Annotated in this window: 16 protein-coding genes; 4 read left to right on the forward strand and 12 right to left on the reverse strand. The window is 71.7% G+C overall.

The window, feature by feature from the left end; translation table 11 throughout:
* Window positions 1–48: 48 nt before the first annotated feature.
* The 7 genes from OG753_RS28530 to mce all read right to left on the reverse strand — a co-directional run bounded on the left by OG753_RS28530 (window position 49) and on the right by mce (window position 10357).
* On the reverse strand, window positions 49–885 hold the full coding sequence (locus OG753_RS28530; RefSeq protein ID WP_405790668.1) for an ABC transporter permease: 837 nt from the start codon (window positions 883–885) through the stop codon (window positions 49–51).
* Complete coding sequence (locus tag OG753_RS28535) at window positions 882–2012, reverse strand: ABC transporter ATP-binding protein (RefSeq protein ID WP_327264484.1); 1131 nt, start codon at window positions 2010–2012, stop codon at window positions 882–884. Before OG753_RS28535 ends, OG753_RS28530 begins: the two co-directional genes overlap by 4 nt.
* A 153-nt stretch (window positions 2013–2165) precedes the next feature.
* Window positions 2166–2942 carry an ABC transporter permease subunit gene (locus tag OG753_RS28540; protein WP_405790670.1) on the reverse strand — a complete coding sequence of 259 codons (777 nt, stop codon included), beginning with the start codon at window positions 2940–2942 and terminating at the stop codon, window positions 2166–2168.
* A 2-nt stretch (window positions 2943–2944) separates the two neighbouring features.
* Window positions 2945–3943 (reverse strand): ATP-binding cassette domain-containing protein, encoded by a 999-nt coding sequence (locus tag OG753_RS28545; RefSeq protein WP_405790671.1) that lies wholly within the window; start codon window positions 3941–3943, stop codon window positions 2945–2947.
* A 101-nt stretch (window positions 3944–4044) separates the two neighbouring features.
* Entirely contained in the window at window positions 4045–4983 is a 939-nt protein-coding gene (locus OG753_RS28550; RefSeq protein WP_327264487.1) for a cellulose-binding protein, read from the reverse strand.
* A 195-nt stretch (window positions 4984–5178) separates the two neighbouring features.
* Window positions 5179–9735, reverse strand: a complete 4557-nt coding sequence (gene scy / locus OG753_RS28555) for a polarized growth protein Scy (protein ID WP_405790672.1) — start codon at window positions 9733–9735, stop codon at window positions 5179–5181.
* Window positions 9736–9928: 193 nt separating this feature from the next.
* Entirely contained in the window at window positions 9929–10357 is a 429-nt protein-coding gene (gene mce, locus OG753_RS28560) for a methylmalonyl-CoA epimerase (RefSeq protein WP_008738238.1), read from the reverse strand.
* A gap of 135 nt (window positions 10358–10492) precedes the next feature.
* Between mce and OG753_RS28565 the strand changes: the two genes are divergently transcribed.
* Together OG753_RS28565 and meaB are read left to right on the forward strand one after the other, a co-directional pair.
* Complete coding sequence (locus tag OG753_RS28565) at window positions 10493–11692, forward strand: acetyl-CoA C-acetyltransferase (RefSeq protein WP_327264489.1); 1200 nt, start codon at window positions 10493–10495, stop codon at window positions 11690–11692.
* Between the two features lie 86 nt (window positions 11693–11778).
* Window positions 11779–12741, forward strand: a complete 963-nt coding sequence (gene meaB / locus OG753_RS28570) for a methylmalonyl Co-A mutase-associated GTPase MeaB (RefSeq protein ID WP_327264490.1) — start codon at window positions 11779–11781, stop codon at window positions 12739–12741.
* A 176-nt stretch (window positions 12742–12917) separates the two neighbouring features.
* On the opposite strand, the gene OG753_RS28575 is transcribed toward meaB, so the two are convergent.
* The 5 genes from OG753_RS28575 to OG753_RS28595 form a co-directional block, all read right to left on the reverse strand.
* Complete coding sequence (locus OG753_RS28575) at window positions 12918–13490, reverse strand: PepSY domain-containing protein (RefSeq protein ID WP_405790675.1); 573 nt, start codon at window positions 13488–13490, stop codon at window positions 12918–12920.
* A gap of 118 nt (window positions 13491–13608) precedes the next feature.
* A complete protein-coding gene (locus OG753_RS28580; protein ID WP_327266936.1) occupies window positions 13609–14085 on the reverse strand; it encodes a MarR family transcriptional regulator in 477 nt (158 codons plus the stop codon).
* Between the two features lie 65 nt (window positions 14086–14150).
* Complete coding sequence (locus tag OG753_RS28585; RefSeq protein ID WP_383198348.1) at window positions 14151–14954, reverse strand: AIM24 family protein; 804 nt, start codon at window positions 14952–14954, stop codon at window positions 14151–14153.
* An 11-nt stretch (window positions 14955–14965) separates the two neighbouring features.
* The gene (locus OG753_RS28590; protein ID WP_327264492.1) at window positions 14966–15616 is read right to left on the reverse strand and encodes an AIM24 family protein; all 651 of its coding nucleotides are present in this window, start codon (window positions 15614–15616) and stop codon (window positions 14966–14968) included.
* On the reverse strand, window positions 15616–16254 hold the full coding sequence (locus tag OG753_RS28595) for an AIM24 family protein (RefSeq protein WP_327264493.1): 639 nt from the start codon (window positions 16252–16254) through the stop codon (window positions 15616–15618). Before OG753_RS28595 ends, OG753_RS28590 begins: the two co-directional genes overlap by 1 nt.
* A gap of 198 nt (window positions 16255–16452) precedes the next feature.
* Here OG753_RS28595 and OG753_RS28600 point away from each other — a divergent pair, with 198 nt between their 5' ends.
* Complete coding sequence (locus OG753_RS28600) at window positions 16453–16797, forward strand: DUF3817 domain-containing protein (protein WP_327264494.1); 345 nt, start codon at window positions 16453–16455, stop codon at window positions 16795–16797.
* Window positions 16794–17090, forward strand: coding sequence for an MTH1187 family thiamine-binding protein (locus OG753_RS28605; RefSeq protein ID WP_301366420.1), 297 nt, complete (start codon window positions 16794–16796; stop codon window positions 17088–17090). Before OG753_RS28600 ends, OG753_RS28605 begins: the two co-directional genes overlap by 4 nt.
* The last annotated feature ends 123 nt before the right edge of the window (window positions 17091–17213 follow it).

The following is a 17213-nucleotide window of genomic DNA, read 5'->3' on the forward strand; positions in this document are numbered from 1 at the left end:
CGGCACCGGGCAACGCGGGCTCGGCCGACAAGATCCGAAAGAGACGGCCTAGACGTCCCGGCGGCCGACGATCACGTACGAGGCGGCCACCGCGCCGCCCGTGACCAGCACGATGAGCATCAGCTGCGAGAGGGTGCTCGGCTCGGGGCCCACGTCGCCGCCCTGCGGCAGACCGAACAGCGTCATCAGCGCCACCGGCACGTTGTGGCGCAGGATGAGCTCACCGGCGGCCGCGACGGCCTCCCACATGCTGAGCATGGCCCCGATCACCGGCGGCAGCGTGACCACGCCCAGCATGACGGCGATCCCACCGGCGGAGTGCCGCACCAGGGAGCCGATGGCGAGCGCGAGCACGCCGAGCAGCGTGACGTAGCCGCAGCCGGCCAGCGCTCCGAACCACTCGCCGGCCGCGTGCGGGCCGGACGCGGAGCCGCCGCGCACGACGGCCGCGGTGATCCCGACCACGAAGACCGACAGCGTGGTGGTGGCGAAGGCCGCCATGCTGAAGACGAGGTACTTCGCGGTGAGCACCCGGTACCGGTCCGGGGCGGCCGTGAACGTGGTCCGCACCAGCCCGGTGCCGTGCTCCGAAGTGATGGTCAGGACGCCGAGAACCATCACCGCGAGCTGGCCGACCATCAGGCCGACGAGCGCGGGCGTGGTGAAGTTGATCTGCGAGTAGTCCCCGTCCGCGGTCTGCGAGACGACGATCAGGCCGATGCCGACCACGGTCAGCACGAGCGAGCCCAGCGTCCACAGGGTGGAGCGCAGCGAGACCAGCTTGGTCCACTCCGAGGCCATGGCGTGCCCCAGGTGCGGCCGCGGCGTGGCGAGGGGGGAGCTGTAGTTCCCGGGCTGCTCCACCGTCGTGGTCGTCGCGGTCATCGGGTGTCCTCGGGGGTGTGCGGGGTGTTCCTGGCGGCGCTCGCGAGCTCGCCCGGCTTGCTGGGCATCAGGAAGGGCTGCCCGCCCGCCCCCGGCGGCGGGGGCGCGTAGAAGCCGGTCTGCGGGACCTCGGGGGCCGCCGCCTCCGACTCCTCCTCCCAGGCCGGGAGGGAGAGCGGCTCCGGCTCCCACAGCTCGGCCCGCGGGTCGTCGGTGGAGGTGTACTCGACGGCGGACTGGGTCATCCGCATGTACGCCTCCTCCAGCGAGGCCCGGTGCGGAGACAGCTCCCACAGCCGTACGCCGGCCCCGTGCGCGAGATCGGAGATCCGCGGCAGCTCCAGGCCGGTCACGCGCAGTGCTCCGCCGGGCTCCTGGAGGACCCGGCCACCCGCCTCGGCGAGGGCCTTACCCAGCGCGTCCCGGCCATCAGGATCAGTGTCGGCCGCGCGCACCCGAGCGAATCCGGCCGAGTTGTGCGCGATGAACTCCTGGGTGCCCATATCGGCCAGCAGCCGGCCCCGGCCGATCACGATCAGGTGGTCGGCGGTCAGCGCCATCTCACTCATCAGGTGCGAGGAGACGAAGACGGTGCGGCCCTCGGCGGCGAGGCGGCGCATGAGATTGCGGACCCAGAGGATGCCCTCGGGGTCGAGACCGTTGACCGGCTCGTCGAACAGGAGCACCTGCGGGTCGCCGAGCAGGGCGGTGGCGATGCCGAGCCGCTGGCCCATGCCGAGCGAGAAGCCCTTCGTACGCTGCCGGGCGGCGTCCTGGAGGCCGACCACGGCCAGCACCTCGTCCACCCGCTTCTCCGGGATCCCGGAGAGCTGGGCGATGGACAGCAGGTGGGCGCGGGCCCGCCGGCCGCCGTGGACGGCCTTGGCATCGAGCAGGGCCCCTACGTGCCGCTGGGCGTTCGGCAGGTCCCGGAAGGGCCGGCCGTTGATCGTGACATGACCGGACGTGGGCCGGTCGAGGCCGACGATCATGCGCATGGTGGTCGACTTGCCGGAGCCGTTGGGTCCCAGGAATCCGGTGACGTGACCCGGCTTGACCTGGAAGGACAGCTGCTCGACGGCGGTCTTGGCGCCGTAGCGCTTGGTCAGGCCGACTGCCTCGATCATCTTGCTGCCCCTTACCAGGCCGGGACGACTTTCGCCCGCGTAAGGGTTAAGAGGATAACGAGGTTCCTGTGGTTCCGTCCCCGGCCGGATCCCTGAGCCGCCCCTGAGACCGACCCGGGCATCACCCGTAGTACTTCAGCGGGGGGCGCGGGGTCAGGCGTCCTTCTTCCTGAGGACGACGTAGCCCCCGAGTACTGCGGCGAGCGCCCACAGGGTCATGATCCCGAGGCCGCCCCACGGGCCGTACGGGGTGTCGGCGGTGTCCATCCCGTTGGGCACGACCTGCATGATCCTGGATCCCGCCTGGTTGGGCAGGTACATGCCCACCTTCCGGGTCGCCTCGGCGATGGCCAGGATGGCCGGGAGGACCAGGACGAAGGGGATCAGGAGGCACATCGAGAGGACCGAGCTGCGCAGCAGTGTGGTCACCCCCATCGAGAACAGGGCGAGCAGGGCCATGTAGAGGCCCGCACCGACCACCGCGCGCAGCACGTTCTCCTCGCCGATCCCGATACTGCGCCCGCCCAGCAGGGCCTGGCCGATGAAGAAGGACAGGAAGCTGGTGAGGAGGCCGACCAGCAGGGCCAGGGCCGTCGCCACCACGAGCTTGCCGAGCAGGAAGTGCTCCCGGCGCGGTACGGCGGCCAGCGAGGTGCGGATCATGCCGGTGCTGTATTCGGTGCCGACCACCAGCGCCCCGAAGACGATCATCGCCAGCTGGCCGAGGGTCATCCCGGCGAAGCTCACCTGGGTGGGGTCGAAGGTGGCCTGCTGGGCCGGGGGCATGTCCTGGAAGCTCGCGTTGACGAAGGCGCAGATCGCGGCGCCGATGCCGACGGTGACCACCAGTGAGACGATCAGGGTCCAGCTGGTGGAGGCGACCGTGCGGATCTTGGTCCACTCGGACTGCAGGACGGCGGTGAAGGCCATGTTCACTCGCCTCCCTTGTGCGTCGCCCCGAAGCCGGCGCCCCAGGCGGGAACATCGGCCGGCCGGGCCGGGTTGTCGTTCGCCCCGGCGCCCGGTGCGTGGGCGTGGTACTCGACGGAGTCGGCGGTCATGCGCATGAAGGCTTCCTCCAGCGAGGCCCGTTGCGGACTGAGTTCGTGCAGCACGATCCGGTGCTCGGCGGCCAGCTCGCCGAGCCGCTCCGCACTCACACCGTCGATCTCCAGCGTGCCGGTGGCCGGAACGGCGACGGCATCGATTCCGGCCTCGTGCAGCAGGTCCTTGAGGCGCTCCTGCTGCGGCGAGCGCAGCCGGACGTAACTGCGTGAGTTCTGCTGGATGAAATCGGCCATCGGCAGGTCTGCCAGCAGCTTTCCCTGTCCGATGACGACCAGATGATCTGCGGTCAGCGCCATTTCGCTCATCAGGTGGGAGGAGACGAAGATCGTCCTTCCCTCGGCCGCCAGGCCCTTCATCAGATTGCGGATCCAGAGAATTCCCTCGGGATCCAGACCGTTGACCGGCTCGTCGAACATCAGGATTTCCGGATCGCCCAGCAATGCATAGGCGATTCCCAGCCGTTGGCTCATTCCCAGCGAAAATCCTTTGGACTTCTTCTTCGCCACAGGCGTCAGACCGACCAGATCCAGCACCTCGCCGACCCGTTGCCGCGGGATGCGGTTCGACTGGGCCAGGCACAGGAGGTTGTTGTACGCACTCCGGCCACCGTGCATGGCCTTCGCGTCCAGCAGCGCCCCGACGTGCTTCAACGGCTCCTGCAGGTCGCGGTAGTGCTTCCCGTACACCCGGACCGTGCCGCTGGTCGGGTTGTCGAGGTCGAGCATCATGCGCATGGTCGTGGACTTGCCGGCCCCGTTGGGGCCGAGGAAGCCGGTCACCACCCCCGGTCTGACCTGGAAGCTGAGGTGGTCCACGGCGGTCGTCGCACCGAATCGCTTGGTGAGGCCCTCAAGCTCGATCATGCGGCCACGCTAGAACGCCCGAGGGCCCTACGCCACCTCTACAGGTGACATAGGGCCCTCGAACGGGCGAACGGGGGGCGGTGCGCCCTGCCCGTCGGTGATCAGCGGCTCTGCTGCGCCGGGACGCCGCGGGTGACGGGCTCGTCGTCGACGATCGGGGTGGCCGCCGCGACGGCCGCACCGGTGAGCGTCGCCAGCATCTCGCGGACGTTGGTCAGCTGCGCGTTGATCGAGTCGCGGCGGTTGGTGAGCGCCGCCAGCTCGCGCTCGGACTCGCTGCGGATGCGGTCCGCCTTGGCGTTGGCGTCGGCCACGATGTCCTCGGCCTGGCGCTGCGCGGTCTCCACGGTCTGGCGGGCCCGGCGCTCGGCGTCCGTACGCAGCTTCTCGGCCTCCAGGCGCAGCTGCTCGGCGCGGTGCTCGATCTCCGCGAGACGCTTCTCGGCCTTGGCCTGGCGGGAGGCGAGGTCGCGCTCGGACTGCTCACGGCGCTTGGCGAGGTTGGTCTCGAAGTCCGCGGCGGCCTGGGCGGCCTTGGCACGGGTCTCCTCGAACAGGGCGTCGGCCTCCTCGCGCTTGGAGGCCGCGTCCTTCTGGGCCTCGGCGCGCAGGGTGGAGGCGTCGCCCTTGGCCTTCTCGACAATACGGACGCCCTCGTCCTCCGCCTTCGACTTGCGGTCGGCGGCGAACGACTCGGCGTCGTTGCGCACCTGCTGGGCGGCCGACTCGGCGAGCTCACGGTGCTGCTCGGCCGCGCGACGGGCCTCCTCGCGCAGGTCCTTCGCCTCCTCCTCGGCCAGCCGCAGGATCTTCTCGACCCGGGCGCCGAGACCGGCGTACGACGGCTCGGCGTCGTTCACCTGGGCCTGGGCGTTCTGCGTCTCGAGGTGCAACTCCTCGATCCGCTTTTCCAGAGAGTTGATTCGTCCAAGGGCGCTGTCGCGGTCGGAGACCAGCTTGGTAATGCGGTCGTCCACCTGACCGCGGTCGTAACCACGCCGCACGAGCTCGAAGCCGAAGGGGGAGGAAGTGTCGCTCATGGGGTTCCTGTCGAATGAGACCGATGAGGTGCTACGTGAGGTGTTAGGGGAATCCTAGGCGCCCAGACGGCGTGTCATCGAGTCAATCCGCGTTTGATCTGGACAATGACACCCCTTTTGAGTGGCAAGGCGAGAGAACGCTTGTCACTCGTTCGCCTGAACCTTCATCAGGTGCACACATCGCTGAGCATTTGGCTACCCCTCCGACGCCTTGCCACCCGAACGAGTGGAACCCGCTGTCGCCCCGGCCTTCACGCCCCCTGCGCCCTGACCGCCGACCGCCGGCTTTCCGCCGCCCGAAGGCGCCTCGAATGATTCCAACGCCTCAAGAACGTCCTGGACACGGGAGATCTCCGCCTGAATGTCCTCGCGACGGCGCACCAGGACCTCCAGCTCGCGGCGGCCCTCGTCGACGAGCTGCTCCGCCTCCGCCTTGGCCTCGGCGAGCGTGCTCTCGGCCTCCCGGGTCAGCTCGGCCTTCTTCTGCTCGGCCTCCTTGAGCAGCGCCTCCGCCTTGCGGACCGCGGCGATGCGCACCTTGCTCGCCTCGCTGCTCGCGTCCGAGACCAGCTCCTTGGCCTTCGCCTCGGCCTCGACGCTCTGCTCGGTGGCCGCGCGCACCAGCTTGTCCACGCGCTCACCGGCCGACTTCATCTGCTCGGCCGACTCCCGGCGGGCCCGCTCGTGCAGCTCCTCGACCTCGCCCTCGACGCGGCCGCGCAGCTCCTCCGCCCGTTCCCTTATGGCGGCCGCGTCCGTGCGCGCGCCGACCAGCAGCTCGTCCGCGTCCGTACGGGCCTTCTCCACCATGGAGTTGCCCTCGACGGTCGCCTCCGAGGTGATCCGCACGGCCTCCTTGCGGGCCGCGTCGACCATCGCGTCCGCCTGCTCCTCGGCCGCCGTCGTCGCGGCGAGGGCCTGCTTCTGCGCGTCGGCCGTGAGCTTCTCGGCTTCCGCCGAGGCCTCCGTGATGAGCCGGTCGACCTGCTCCGCGGCCTCGCTGCGGCGCTTGTTGGCCGCCTCGCGGGCCTCGTCCAGCAGCCGCTCGGACTCCGCGCGGGCCTCGCCGCGGTTGCGCTCCGCCTCGGCCGCCGCCTGCGCCTTGACGCGCTCGGCCTCCGACCGGGTACGGGTCGCGTGCTCCTGGGCGGAGGACAGCGCCTCCGACGCGTCCGCGCGCAGCCGCTCGGCCTCGCCGGCCGCCTCGCCCACCGTCCGCTCGTTGTCCTTGCGGGTCTGCGCGGTGAGCTTCTCCGCCTCGGACACGGCCTCCGCGACGAGCCGGTCCGCCTGCTCGGCCGCCTCGGTGCGCAGCCGGTTCGCCTCGGCGCGCGCCTCGTCCAGCGTCTGCTCGGCGTCGCGCTCGGCGCCCGCCAGCGTCTCGTTCGCCGCGACCGTGACGCGGTCCGCCTCCGCGGTGGCCTCGCCGATGATCCGGCCGCCTTCCGCGCGGGCGTCGTCCAGGACCCGGGCCGCCTCGGCGCGCAGCCGGTCCGCCTCCGCGGCCGCCTCGCCGACGGTGGCCTCGTTGGCCACGCGGGTCTCGTCGATCAGACGGTCGCCCTCGGCGCGCGAGTCGACCATGATCCGGGCGGCGTCGCGCTCGGCGCTCGCCAGGGTGTCGGCCGCCTGGGCCTTGAGCCGGGCCGCCGCCGCGGTGACCCGCTCCGCCTCGGCCGTCGCCTCGCCGACGGTGGCCGCGTTCGCGGCGCGGGTCTCCTCCGTGAGCCGGTCCGCCTCCGCCGAGGCCTCCGTGATGAGCCGGTCGATCTGCTCCGCGGCCTCGGTACGCAGCCTGTTGCCCTCGGCGCGTGCCTCGTCCAGGATGCCCGCGGCCTCGATACGGGTGGCCTCGGCGATCTCGGACGCGTCGGTGGTGATCCGCTCGCCCTCGGCCTTCGCCTCGTCGACGGTGGCCGCGTTCGCGGCGCGGGTCTCCTCGGTGAGCCGCTCGGCCTCCGCCGTCGCCTCGGCCGTGATCCGCGCGCCCTCGGTGCGGGAGGCCTCCAGGGACTCCGCCGCCTCGCCGCGGATGCGGTTCGCGTCGTCCCGGGCGTCGGCCCGGGTCCGCGCCGCGTCCCGCTCGGACGCGGCCAGCGCGTCGGTGGCCTCCGTACGCACCCGCTGCGCGTACTCGGCGGTGTCGCTGCGCAGCTGCTCCGCCTCGGCGATCGCCTCGCCGACCGTCCGCTCCGCCAGCGACTTCGCCGCGTCCGTCTCGGCGCGCGCCTCGCTGCGGATCCGGTTGGCGTCCTCGGTGGCCCGCTCCCGTTCCGCGTAGGCGTCGCTGCGGACCCGGCCGGCCTCTTCCTCGGCCTCCGTCCTCGTACGCTCCGCCGCGTGCTCGGCGGCGTTGCGCAGTCCGGCGATCTCCTCCTCGGCCTGCTCGTGCAGCCCGGCCACGGAGTCGCGCACCTGCGTGGCGGTGGCCTCCGCCGCCGCCACGACCTCCGACGCGCGGCGCTCGGCCTCCTCCGTCAGCCAGACCGCCTCGGCCTGCGCCTCCTCGGAGCGCTTGCGGGCCTGCGCCAGCAGTTCCTCGCTCTGCTCGCGGGCCTGGGCCCGCTCGCTCTCCGCCTCGGTCCGCGCCGACGCCAGGGTCTCCTCGGACTCCCGGCGACGCCGGGCGGCCTCCTCCTGAGCGGCGGCCAGCGCCTCCGCGGCCTCCTCGCCGACCCGCTCGGCGGCGGCCTTCGCCTCCGCGCGCAGCCGGTCCGCGGTCTCCTGCGCCTCGGAGCGCACCCGCTCCGCCTCGGCCTCGACCTCGCCGCGCAGCCGTACGGCGGACTGCTCGGCCTCCGCGCGCACCCGCCCGGCGTCCTGCGCCGCTTCGGTGCGCAGCTGGTCGGCCTCCGTCTCCGCCTGCGCCTGCAGGGTACGGATCCGCTCCGCCGACTCGGCGCGCAGCCGGTCGTTCTCCTCCGTCGTCTCCCGGCGGATGTTCTCCGCCGCACCACGGGCGTCGCGCAGCGTCTGCTCGGCCGTCGTCAGCCGGCCTTCGGCCTCCGTGTGCAGCCGTACGAGGTCCTCGTCGGCCTCCGCGCGCCGCGCGGCCACGGCCTGCTCGGTCTCCTCGCGCCGGGCGAGGGCCGCGGCGTCAGCCTCGGCCCGTACGGCCTCGGCCTGCTCCTCGGCCTCGGCGCGCAGCCGCTCGGCCTCCGCGCGGGTCCGCTCCAGGGTCTCCTCGGCCTGCTTGCGCAGGGTGCCGGCCCGCTCCACGGCCTCGGCGCGCACCCGCTCGCTCTCGGCGGTCGCCCCGCCGCGCAGCTCGTCCGCGTCCGACTTGGCCTTGCCGAGCAGTTCCTCGGCGGTACGGGCCGCCTCCTCGATCTGCTGGACGGCCTCGCGGCGGGCCTCGCCGCGGATCCGCTCGCCCTCGGCGACGGCCTCGGCACGCAGCTGCTCGGCCTCGCCGCGCAGCCGCCGGGCCTCCTCCTGGAGCTCGACCGTGCGGGCCCGGTACTCCTCGGTGTCGTCCTTCGCGGCGCCCTTGAGCTCGTCGGCCGTGGTCGCCGCCTGCAGGCGCAGCCGGTCGGCCTCGGTCTCGGCCTCGCGGCGGATCCGCTCGGCCTCCTCGGACGCGGCCCGGGTGGTGGCCCGGGCGTCCTCCGAGGCCTTGTTCAGTACGTCCTCGGCGGTGCGGGCGGCCTTCGCCAGCTGGGCCGCCATGTCCTCGGCCGCGGCCGTACGGGCGCTGTCGCCGGCCTCGGAGCGCAGCCGCTCGGCCTCCGCGCGGGCGTCGGCCAGGGCCTGCTCCGCCTCCGCCTTGAGGGCCTCGGCCTCCTTCGTGGCCTCGCCGACCAGCCGGGCGACCTGCTCCTTGGCGGTGCGGGTGCGCTGCTCGTTGACGGATTCCGCCGACGCCAGCTGCCGGGTGGAGCTCTCCTTTGCCTCCGCGAGGAGCTTCTCGGCCTCGGCGCGGGCCTCGCGCAGGGCGGAGTCGGCCTCCTGCACCCGGGATTCGGCCAGCCGGCCGAGATCCAGGGTCTGCTGCCGGGTGTGCTCGGCCTCGGCGGACGTGGTGGAGCGCAGCCGCTCCGCGTGCTCGCTGGCCTCCTGGGCCTGCGAGGAGGCGGCGGTCAGCAGCCGCTCCGCCTCCTTGCGGGCGCGCAGCAGGGTGGACTCGGCCTCCGCACGGGCGGTCTCGGCGTCCGCGGCCATCCGGCGCCGGGTCTCCTCGGCGACCCGGGCGGCTTCGGCGCGGGCGGCGTTCAGGGACTGCTCGGCCTCGGCGCGGGACTCCTCCATCAGCCGGCGCGCCTGGGACTCCGTACGGGCGCGCAGCTGCTCGGCCCAGGCCACGTTCTCGTTGACGTGGGCCTCGACGGTCTGGCGCCGCTCGCCCAGCTCCTGGTCCAGGCGCTGGCGGCGGTTGACGGCCTCGGCGTGCAGCTCGGCCTGCAGGCGCGCCTGGTGCTCGGCGTGCTCCTGGAGGATGCGCTGGGTCTGCGCCCGGGCGTCGCGCAGCTCGCGCTCGGCGTCGGAGCGCATCTGGTCGGCCTGGATCTGGGCATTACGGAGCAGCTGCTCCGCCTGGTAGCCCATGTCCGCGCCGTCGTAGGCGGGGCGGGACGCCAGTGAGCGTCGTACCTCGTGAAGCTTGGCGCGCAGCACCTCGACCTGGTATCCCAGGTCCTCAGCGTGCTGGACGGCCTTCCCGCGCTCCTTCTTCAGCCGCTCCATCTCGGCCTCGAAGCGCGAGAGATGGTCGGCCTCGGCCTGATGGCTCTCCTGGCTTTCGTAGCCCCGCACAGCGCGGTCCCATCCGTCCCCTGGTCGCAAGCTCACTCCCAAATGAGCATCGCTCGCCCGCTGAACGACGCCCCCGGGGGAATGGTGTCAGATACCGGGGCAGGGGTCACAGGCCCCGACCCCGTCTCCGCACCGAACCCCGGCCGAGCCATGGCCACTCTACCGGCCGGGGAATCGGGCCATCAGTGGTCCGTCAGTGCTCGGGGTTCGAGGTGACCAGTTCGGTGAGAACGCCGTGGCAGTCCTTGGGGTGCAGGAAGGTGATCGAGGAGCCCATCGAGCCGGTGCGGGGCTGGTCGTAGAGGACGCGGACGCCCTTGCCGCGGATGGCCTCGGAGTCTCCCTGGACGTCCTCGGTGCCGAAGGCGATGTGGTGGACGCCCTCGCCGTTCTTGGCCAGCCATTTACCCACCGCGGAGTCCTCGCGGGTGGGCTCCAGGAGCTGGAGGTAGGAGGCGCCGCCGTCGGACGTCTCGTTGATCTTCAACATGGCCTCGCGGACACCCTGCTCCTCGTTGACCTCGGAGTGGAACACCTCGAAGCCGTACGTGGCACGGTAGAACTCGACGGTTTTGTCCAGGTCGAAGCAGGCGATCCCGATGTGGTCGATTCTTGTCAGCATGGTGACAGTGCACCGCCGAAGGGGGTGGTCACGCAACGTGCGCGCGATCACACCGGCAGCCCGGTGACCGCTGCGGTACCGCCCAGTACATTCACGTAAACCCTCGTTCACTCCTCATCCAAGGGGCTGTGCCTCATGTCCGGATCGAACAACACCACTTCTGTGATCGTCGCCGGGGCCCGCACGCCCATGGGGCGCCTGCTCGGCTCGCTCAAGTCCTTCTCGGGTGCCGACCTCGGCGGCTTCGCCATCAAGTCCGCGCTGGACCGGGCCGGGATCTCCGGCGACCAGGTGCAGTACGTGATCATGGGCCAGGTGCTGCAGGCCGGCGCGGGCCAGATCCCCGCCCGCCAGGCGGCGGTCAAGGCCGGCATCCCGATGAACGTGCCCGCCCTCACGATCAACAAGGTGTGCCTCTCGGGCCTGGACGCGATCGCGCTGGCGGACCAGCTGATCCGCGCCGGTGAGTTCGACATCGTGGTCGCCGGCGGCCAGGAGTCCATGACCAACGCCCCGCACCTGCTGCCCAAGTCGCGCGAGGGCTTCAAGTACGGCGCCATCGAGATGCTCGACGCGATGGCCTACGACGGCCTCACCGACGCCTTCGAGAACATCGCGATGGGCGAGTCCACCGAGAAGCACAACACCCGCCTGGGCATCGAGCGCGCCCCGCAGGACGAGTTCGCCGCCTCCTCGCACCAGCGGGCCGCGGCCGCGCAGAAGAACGGCGTCTTCGAGGCCGAGATCGTCCCCGTGGAGATCCCGCAGCGCAAGGGCGACCCGGTGATCTTCTCGACCGACGAGGGCATCCGCCCGGAGACCACGGTGGAGTCCCTCGGCAAGCTGCGTCCGGCCTTCGCCAAGGACGGCACCATCACCGCCGGCACCTCCTCCCAGATCAGCGACGGCGCGGCCGCCGTGGTCGTGATGAGCAAGGCGAAGGCCGAGGAGCTCGGCCTGGAGTGGATCGCCGAGATCGGCGCCCACGGCAATGTGGCCGGCCCCGACAACTCGCTCCAGTCGCAGCCGTCCAACGCGATCCTGCACGCCCTGAAGAAGGAGGGCCTGGAGGTCTCCGACCTGGACCTCATCGAGATCAACGAGGCCTTCGCCGCGGTCGCCGTGCAGTCAATGAAAGACCTCGGCGTGACCCCGGAAAAGGTGAACGTCAACGGCGGCGCCATTGCCCTGGGGCACCCGATCGGCATGTCCGGCGCCCGTGTGGTGCTGCACCTGGCGCTGGAGCTCAAGCGCCGCGGCGGCGGCGTCGGCGCGGCCGCGCTGTGCGGCGGCGGCGGCCAGGGCGACGCGCTGATCGTCCGCGTCGCCAAGTAACCGGCGCCAGGCCGCCGGGCCCCGCCACGGGAGCCCGGCGGCCCGCACGGCACGAACCCGTACGAGAACCGAGGAGCGCAGCACGTATGACGGCGGTGGACGTCCCCCAGCTGGTGGCCCAGGCGCGTGAGGGCCGGCCGAGAGCGGTGGCCCGGCTGATCTCGCTGGTCGAGGGGGCGTCCCCGCAGCTGCGCGAGGTGATGGCCGCGCTGGCGCCGCTGACGGGCGGGGCGTACGTGGTGGGGCTGACGGGGTCGCCGGGCGTCGGCAAGTCGACCTCGACCTCGGCGCTCGTGTCCGCGTACCGCAAGGCCGGCAAGCGGGTCGGCGTCCTCGCCGTCGACCCCTCCTCGCCCTTCTCGGGCGGGGCGCTGCTCGGCGACCGGGTGCGGATGTCGGACCACGCCTCGGACCCCGGGGTCTACATCCGCTCCATGGCCACCCGGGGCCACCTGGGCGGGCTGGCCTGGGCCGCGCCGCAGGCGATCCGCGTGCTGGACGCGGCCGGCTGCGAGGTGATCCTCGTCGAGACGGTCGGCGTCGGGCAGTCGGAGGTGGAGATCGCCTCGCAGGCCGACACCTCGGTGGTGCTGCTGGCGCCAGGGATGGGCGACGGGATCCAGGCCGCCAAGGCGGGCATCCTGGAGATCGGCGACGTGTACGTGGTCAACAAGGCGGACCGGGACGGGGCGGACGCGACGGCCCGGGAGCTGAACCACATGCTGGGCCTCGGCGAGGCGCGCGGCCGGGACGACTGGCGGCCGCCGATCGTCAAGACGGTCGCGGCCCGCGCCCAGGGCATCGACGAGCTGGTCGAGGCGCTGGAGAAGCACCGGGCGTGGATGGACGAGCGCGGGGTGCTGGCGCAGCGCCGGGCGGCCCGGGCGGCCCGGGAGGTCGAGACGATCGCGGTGACGGCGCTGCGGGCGCGGATGGCGGACCTGCACGGCGACGCGCACCTGGACGCGCTAGCCGCCAGGGTGGCCGTGGGCGAGCTGGACCCGTACGCGGCCGCGGACGCGCTGCTGGCGACGCTGACGGAGGCCTGAGCGGCGCGTGCCCGGCCCCCGGGCCGGGCCGTCAGGGGCGCGTGGGCGGCCCTGACGGCCTCCTGCCGCCCCGGGGCGGCCGCGGGCGGGCCCGCAGCCGCGCAGCCGGGCTGCGGCGCGCGCAGACCCTCCACGGGCTCCGCTCGCCGTCGGTCGCCGTGAGATGCCGTCCGCCGTCAGTTGTCGCCGTCCTCGTCGTTCCCGTCACCGTCGGCCGAGCCGGACTGGGTGACCTTGCCCGTGGCGTGGTCCACCTGGGCGTTCCAGGTCTTGCCGTCGGGCGACCGCACCTCGACGTCCCAGGTGTGGGCGTCGCCGTCCTCGTCGTCGTCCCAGCTGACGGACCAGACCTGCCCGGGGTGCGCGGCCAGTGCGGCCTTCATCGCGTCCTCGGCCGTGACCTTGGCGGCGACCAGGGCCTTGTTCTCCGCCGCGTTCTCGTCGGTGTCCCGGTTCTGCTCGGTGACCGTGCCGCTCGCGGAGACCTCGAGCTCGGCGTGCCCCTTGCCGTCCTTGCTGATCACGTCGACGTGCCAGACGTCGCCGTCCTTGTCGAGGGACTCGACGACGCCCGGGTAGTGCTTCACGGCCGCCGCGGCAGCCCCTTCGGCGGTCACGTCGGCCTGTACGGCGACGGCGGGGACGAGCGTTCTCGCCGTGTCGGCGGTGGCCGCTGCCGCGACCGCCACCGGGCCTCCCGCCATCAGGACGACGGACACGGCCGTGGAGATGCACAGATTGCGCTTCATGGCTGGACCTCCTCGGGCCGGCCAGGGTGCGCACGGTTGCCCGGCGGCGGCCGGCTTCAGGCGAACAGTGCCCATTGTCCGGCCGGCCGCCGTTCGCGGCGCGTCGAGCGCGCCGGCCTCAGATCTTGCCGCGGTTGTCGCGCAGGTGCTCCGCGACCGGGGCGAGCGAGGCGCGCAGCGCCGCCAGGGCGTCCGGCGGCAGCAGGTCGATGAAGTGCTGGCGGACGGACGCCACGTGGTGCGGGGCGACCTTGCGCATCGTCTCCATGCCCTCGTCCGTGAGCACCGCGTACAGACCGCGGCGGTCGGACTCGCAGTTCACCCGGCGGACCAGGCCAGCCGTCTCCATGCGTGTGATCTGGTGCGAGAGCCGGCTCTTGGACTGCAGCGTGGCGGTCGCGAGATCGCTCATGCGCATCCGGTGGTCCTTCGACTCCGAGAGGTTCACGAGGATCTCGTAGTCGTTGTTGGTGAGTCCGAAAGGCTGGAGATCCTTTTCCAGCTGGTGCATCAGCAGTCTGCTGACGTCCAGATGGGTGCGCCAGGCGCACTGTTCGGCGTCGGTCAGCCAGCGCGTGGCCGTCTCGGTCTCCATGGTCTCCATGAATGAACTCTACCTAAGAAGTTGAATTACGTACAAAAAATCTGACATTCGGAGGATCACAGACCGAGGCGACGCTGGAGATCACCCAGCTGTCCCGGCATCCGCGGCACGCCCAGCTGCCCCATCGGGCCCTGGCCGGCACCGGGGACGCCCTGCGCGTTGCCCGTCGCCGCGCCGGCGCCGACCGCGCCGATCGCCTGCTCCGCCATCAGCATCTCCGAGGACTGCAGCAGCACCGTCCCCGCACCGACGAACTCGAACTGGTGCTCCTCGCCCGAGCTGCCCCCGATGCCGGTCAGCGAACGCAGTCCGCCCATCACGCCCGTCATGTACTTGTGGTCGTAGTGGTGACACGGCGAGGGGCAGTCCGCCCAGCCCACGAGCGCCTGCGGGTCCACGCGCAGCGGCGGTTCCATGAACACCACCGGACCGTTGGACGCCGCCACGAACTTCCCGGTTCCGATCAACGTCAGGAAACCCGGGACGATCGACTGCTTCAGGGCGAGCGAGGGCTGGTACGCGAGCAGGTTGCCCGACCTGATGGTCAGGTTGCCGTTGTCCAGGTCGTACGAGTTCACGTCGAAGGCCCGGTCGGCCAGCAGCATCTTGCCGGAGCCCTCGGCGACCACCCAGTCGCTGGCGTGCAGGGGGGAGTGGAAGCTGGTGCGCAGCAGCCGGTCGAAGCGGCCGTTGCCGATCCCGTTGAACTCGATCTGCCCGTAGTAGGAGATCATCTTGCCCTTCTGCAGGAACCACTGGCTCCCCTTGAGCTCCACGCAGAAGGTGTACGCGTTCACGTTGTCGTCGGAGGGCAGCGTGTACGGGTCGAAGACCGTCGGGCCGCCCGGTCCGCCGGTCACGGGGCCAAAATTCACAGCTTCTCCTCGGAGGCCTGTACGTACACCGCGCCCTGGCCGGACAGCTCCAGCTGGAACGCCTCGCCCGAGCCGCGGCCCACCATGTCGCGCCAGCCGAGCGCGGTGGACAGCTTGTTGCGCACGTCGCCGTGGTGGGCGACGTACGCCTGCGGGTCCACGTGGATCGGGCGCTGGGGGGTGATCGGCAGCTCGATGACCCCGCCGTGGGCCATCACGGCGACGGAGCCGTGGCCCTTGAGGGTGGTGGTGAAGAGGCCCTGGCCGGTCACCTGGCCGCGGACCATGCCCATGACCCCGCCCTGGGAGCCCATGAACATCGTGCCCTGCTGGAGGCTGCCGTCGAAGGCGAGCAGCCGGTCGGCCTCGACGTAGAGGGTCTCGCCGGTCAGGTTGATGACCTGGATGTGGTGGCCGCCGTGGCCGAACATCACGGTGCCGCTGCCCTCGACCGACATCAGCGGGGTCTGCTCGTTCGCCACCCGGCGCCCGATCATGCCCATGACCCCGCCCTGACCGCCCGTCAGGCTCGGGGTGAAGGAGACGTCGCCGCGGTACGCGAGCATCGCGCCGCGCTGGCTGTACATCTTCTGGCCCGGGACGACCTGGGCCTCGACCATCTTCGAGTTGATCTCGCGGAACGGCATCAGATGTCGCCCCCGACGGTGTTGCGTTCGCTGGGCTGCACGTAGACCAGGCCCTCGCCCTCGAAGCGGATCTGGAACGCCTCGCCCGAGCCCTCGCCGATGAGTGTGCGGAAGTTCACACCGGACTGGAAGGACTGCTGGAGGTTGCCCGTGTGCGCGATGTACGCGCCGGGGTCGACGGAGAGCGGGTACTGGGCGCTCACGCGCAGCACCACCGCCGGCCCGTCGGACATGATCGCGGCCTGGCCCGATCCCTCGACGGTGGTGGTGAACAGGCCGTTGCCGGTCGTCGCTCCCCGAAGGCCGGTGAAGGTGGTACCGGTGCGCAGACCGGCGTCGGTGCACAGCAGGTTGCTGGACTCGACGTAGAGCTTCTCGCCGCGCAGGTTGACCAGGTTGATCTCACTCGCGCGGTCGGCGAAGAAGCAGGTGCCGTGCCCCTGCACTTCCATCACTGTCATCTGTTCGCCGGTCAGCCGGCGGGTCACCATGCCGCGGAGGCCTTCGCCACCGCCGGACATCTTCTTGAAGGCCATCTGCCCGTCGTACGCGACCATGGAGCCGTTCTTCGCTTTCACGGCATCCCCGGTCAGGTCGACGGCCAGCACCTTGCTGCCTTGGAGTCGGAACTGAGCCACGGGGAGACGTTATCGGCAGCGGGCGACCCCGAACAGGGCCCCGTGGCTGATATATGCCACACCCGGGAGATATGGGGGCGATGCCGTCCCCTCTCCCGGCCCGCCGCGGAGGCCGCGGAGGGGGAGGGGCCGGGTCAAGATCCCGTAAAGCGGCTGAGACACTGGAGCCGACCCTGGCCTCCACCCCGAAGGTTCCACGTGGACATCAAGACCGCCTCCGCCCTGCACCGCCTGCGCCTCGTCTCCGTTCCGGAGGCGCTGTCGTTCCCGGCCCTGCTGATCTTCGGCTCGCTGCTGAGCCGGGTCTCGGACATCGACTACCTGATGATGCCGCTCGGCGTCATCCACGGGATCCTGTTCGTCCTGTACGCGGTCTTCCTGCTGGACGTCTGGAACAAGGCGAAGTGGCCCTTCAAGAAGGTCGTGCTGTTCTTCGCGCTCGCGGTCGTGCCCTTCGGGGGGCTCTACGGCGACAAGCTCCTCAAGCGTGACGAGGGCGACAGCGTGATCGCGGCCCGTGCGCGCGAGGCGGCCGGGGCGTGATCGTCGCGTTCTCGGTGACCCCGCTGGGGGTCGGCGAAGAGGTCGGCGAGTACGTCGCCGACGCGGTCCGGGTGGTCCGCGAGTCCGGGCTGCCGAACCGCACCGACGCGATGTTCACGACAGTCGAGGGCGACTGGGACCAGGTCATGGACGTCGTCCGGCGCGCGGTGGCCGCCGTCGAGGAGAGGGCGCCCCGCGTCTCCTTCATCCTGAAGGCCGACATCCGCCCCGGGGTCCACGACGGGATCACCTCCAAGGTCGAGACGGTCGAGCGGCACCTCGCCGAGGGCTGACCCGCCCTCACCCGCCCGGCTTCCACCCGTATTTCCGAAAGCGCCCCCGGCCTCCCGGCCGGGGGCGCTTTCGCGTGCCCCGGGGGATCCGGGGCGTGGCCGGACCGGCCCGGCGGGCGCGGT

This window comes from Streptomyces sp. NBC_00029 (assembly GCF_045160505.1).
Taxonomy (GTDB): Bacteria; Actinomycetota; Actinomycetes; order Streptomycetales; family Streptomycetaceae; genus Streptomyces.

Coding starts and splice junctions, on each gene's coding strand:
- OG753_RS28530 (WP_405790668.1), bottom strand. CDS start 885: ATGACCGCGACGACCACGACGGTGGAGCAGCCCGGGAACTACAGCTCC.
- OG753_RS28535 (WP_327264484.1), bottom strand. CDS start 2,012: ATGATCGAGGCAGTCGGCCTGACCAAGCGCTACGGCGCCAAGACCGCC.
- OG753_RS28540 (WP_405790670.1), bottom strand. CDS start 2,942: ATGGCCTTCACCGCCGTCCTGCAGTCCGAGTGGACCAAGATCCGCACG.
- OG753_RS28545 (WP_405790671.1), bottom strand. CDS start 3,943: ATGATCGAGCTTGAGGGCCTCACCAAGCGATTCGGTGCGACGACCGCC.
- OG753_RS28550 (WP_327264487.1), bottom strand. CDS start 4,983: ATGAGCGACACTTCCTCCCCCTTCGGCTTCGAGCTCGTGCGGCGTGGT.
- mce (WP_008738238.1), bottom strand. CDS start 10,357: ATGCTGACAAGAATCGACCACATCGGGATCGCCTGCTTCGACCTGGAC.
- OG753_RS28565 (WP_327264489.1), top strand. CDS start 10,493: ATGTCCGGATCGAACAACACCACTTCTGTGATCGTCGCCGGGGCCCGC.
- meaB (WP_327264490.1), top strand. CDS start 11,779: ATGACGGCGGTGGACGTCCCCCAGCTGGTGGCCCAGGCGCGTGAGGGC.
- OG753_RS28575 (WP_405790675.1), bottom strand. CDS start 13,490: ATGAAGCGCAATCTGTGCATCTCCACGGCCGTGTCCGTCGTCCTGATG.
- OG753_RS28580 (WP_327266936.1), bottom strand. CDS start 14,085: ATGGAGACCGAGACGGCCACGCGCTGGCTGACCGACGCCGAACAGTGC.
- OG753_RS28590 (WP_327264492.1), bottom strand. CDS start 15,616: ATGCCGTTCCGCGAGATCAACTCGAAGATGGTCGAGGCCCAGGTCGTC.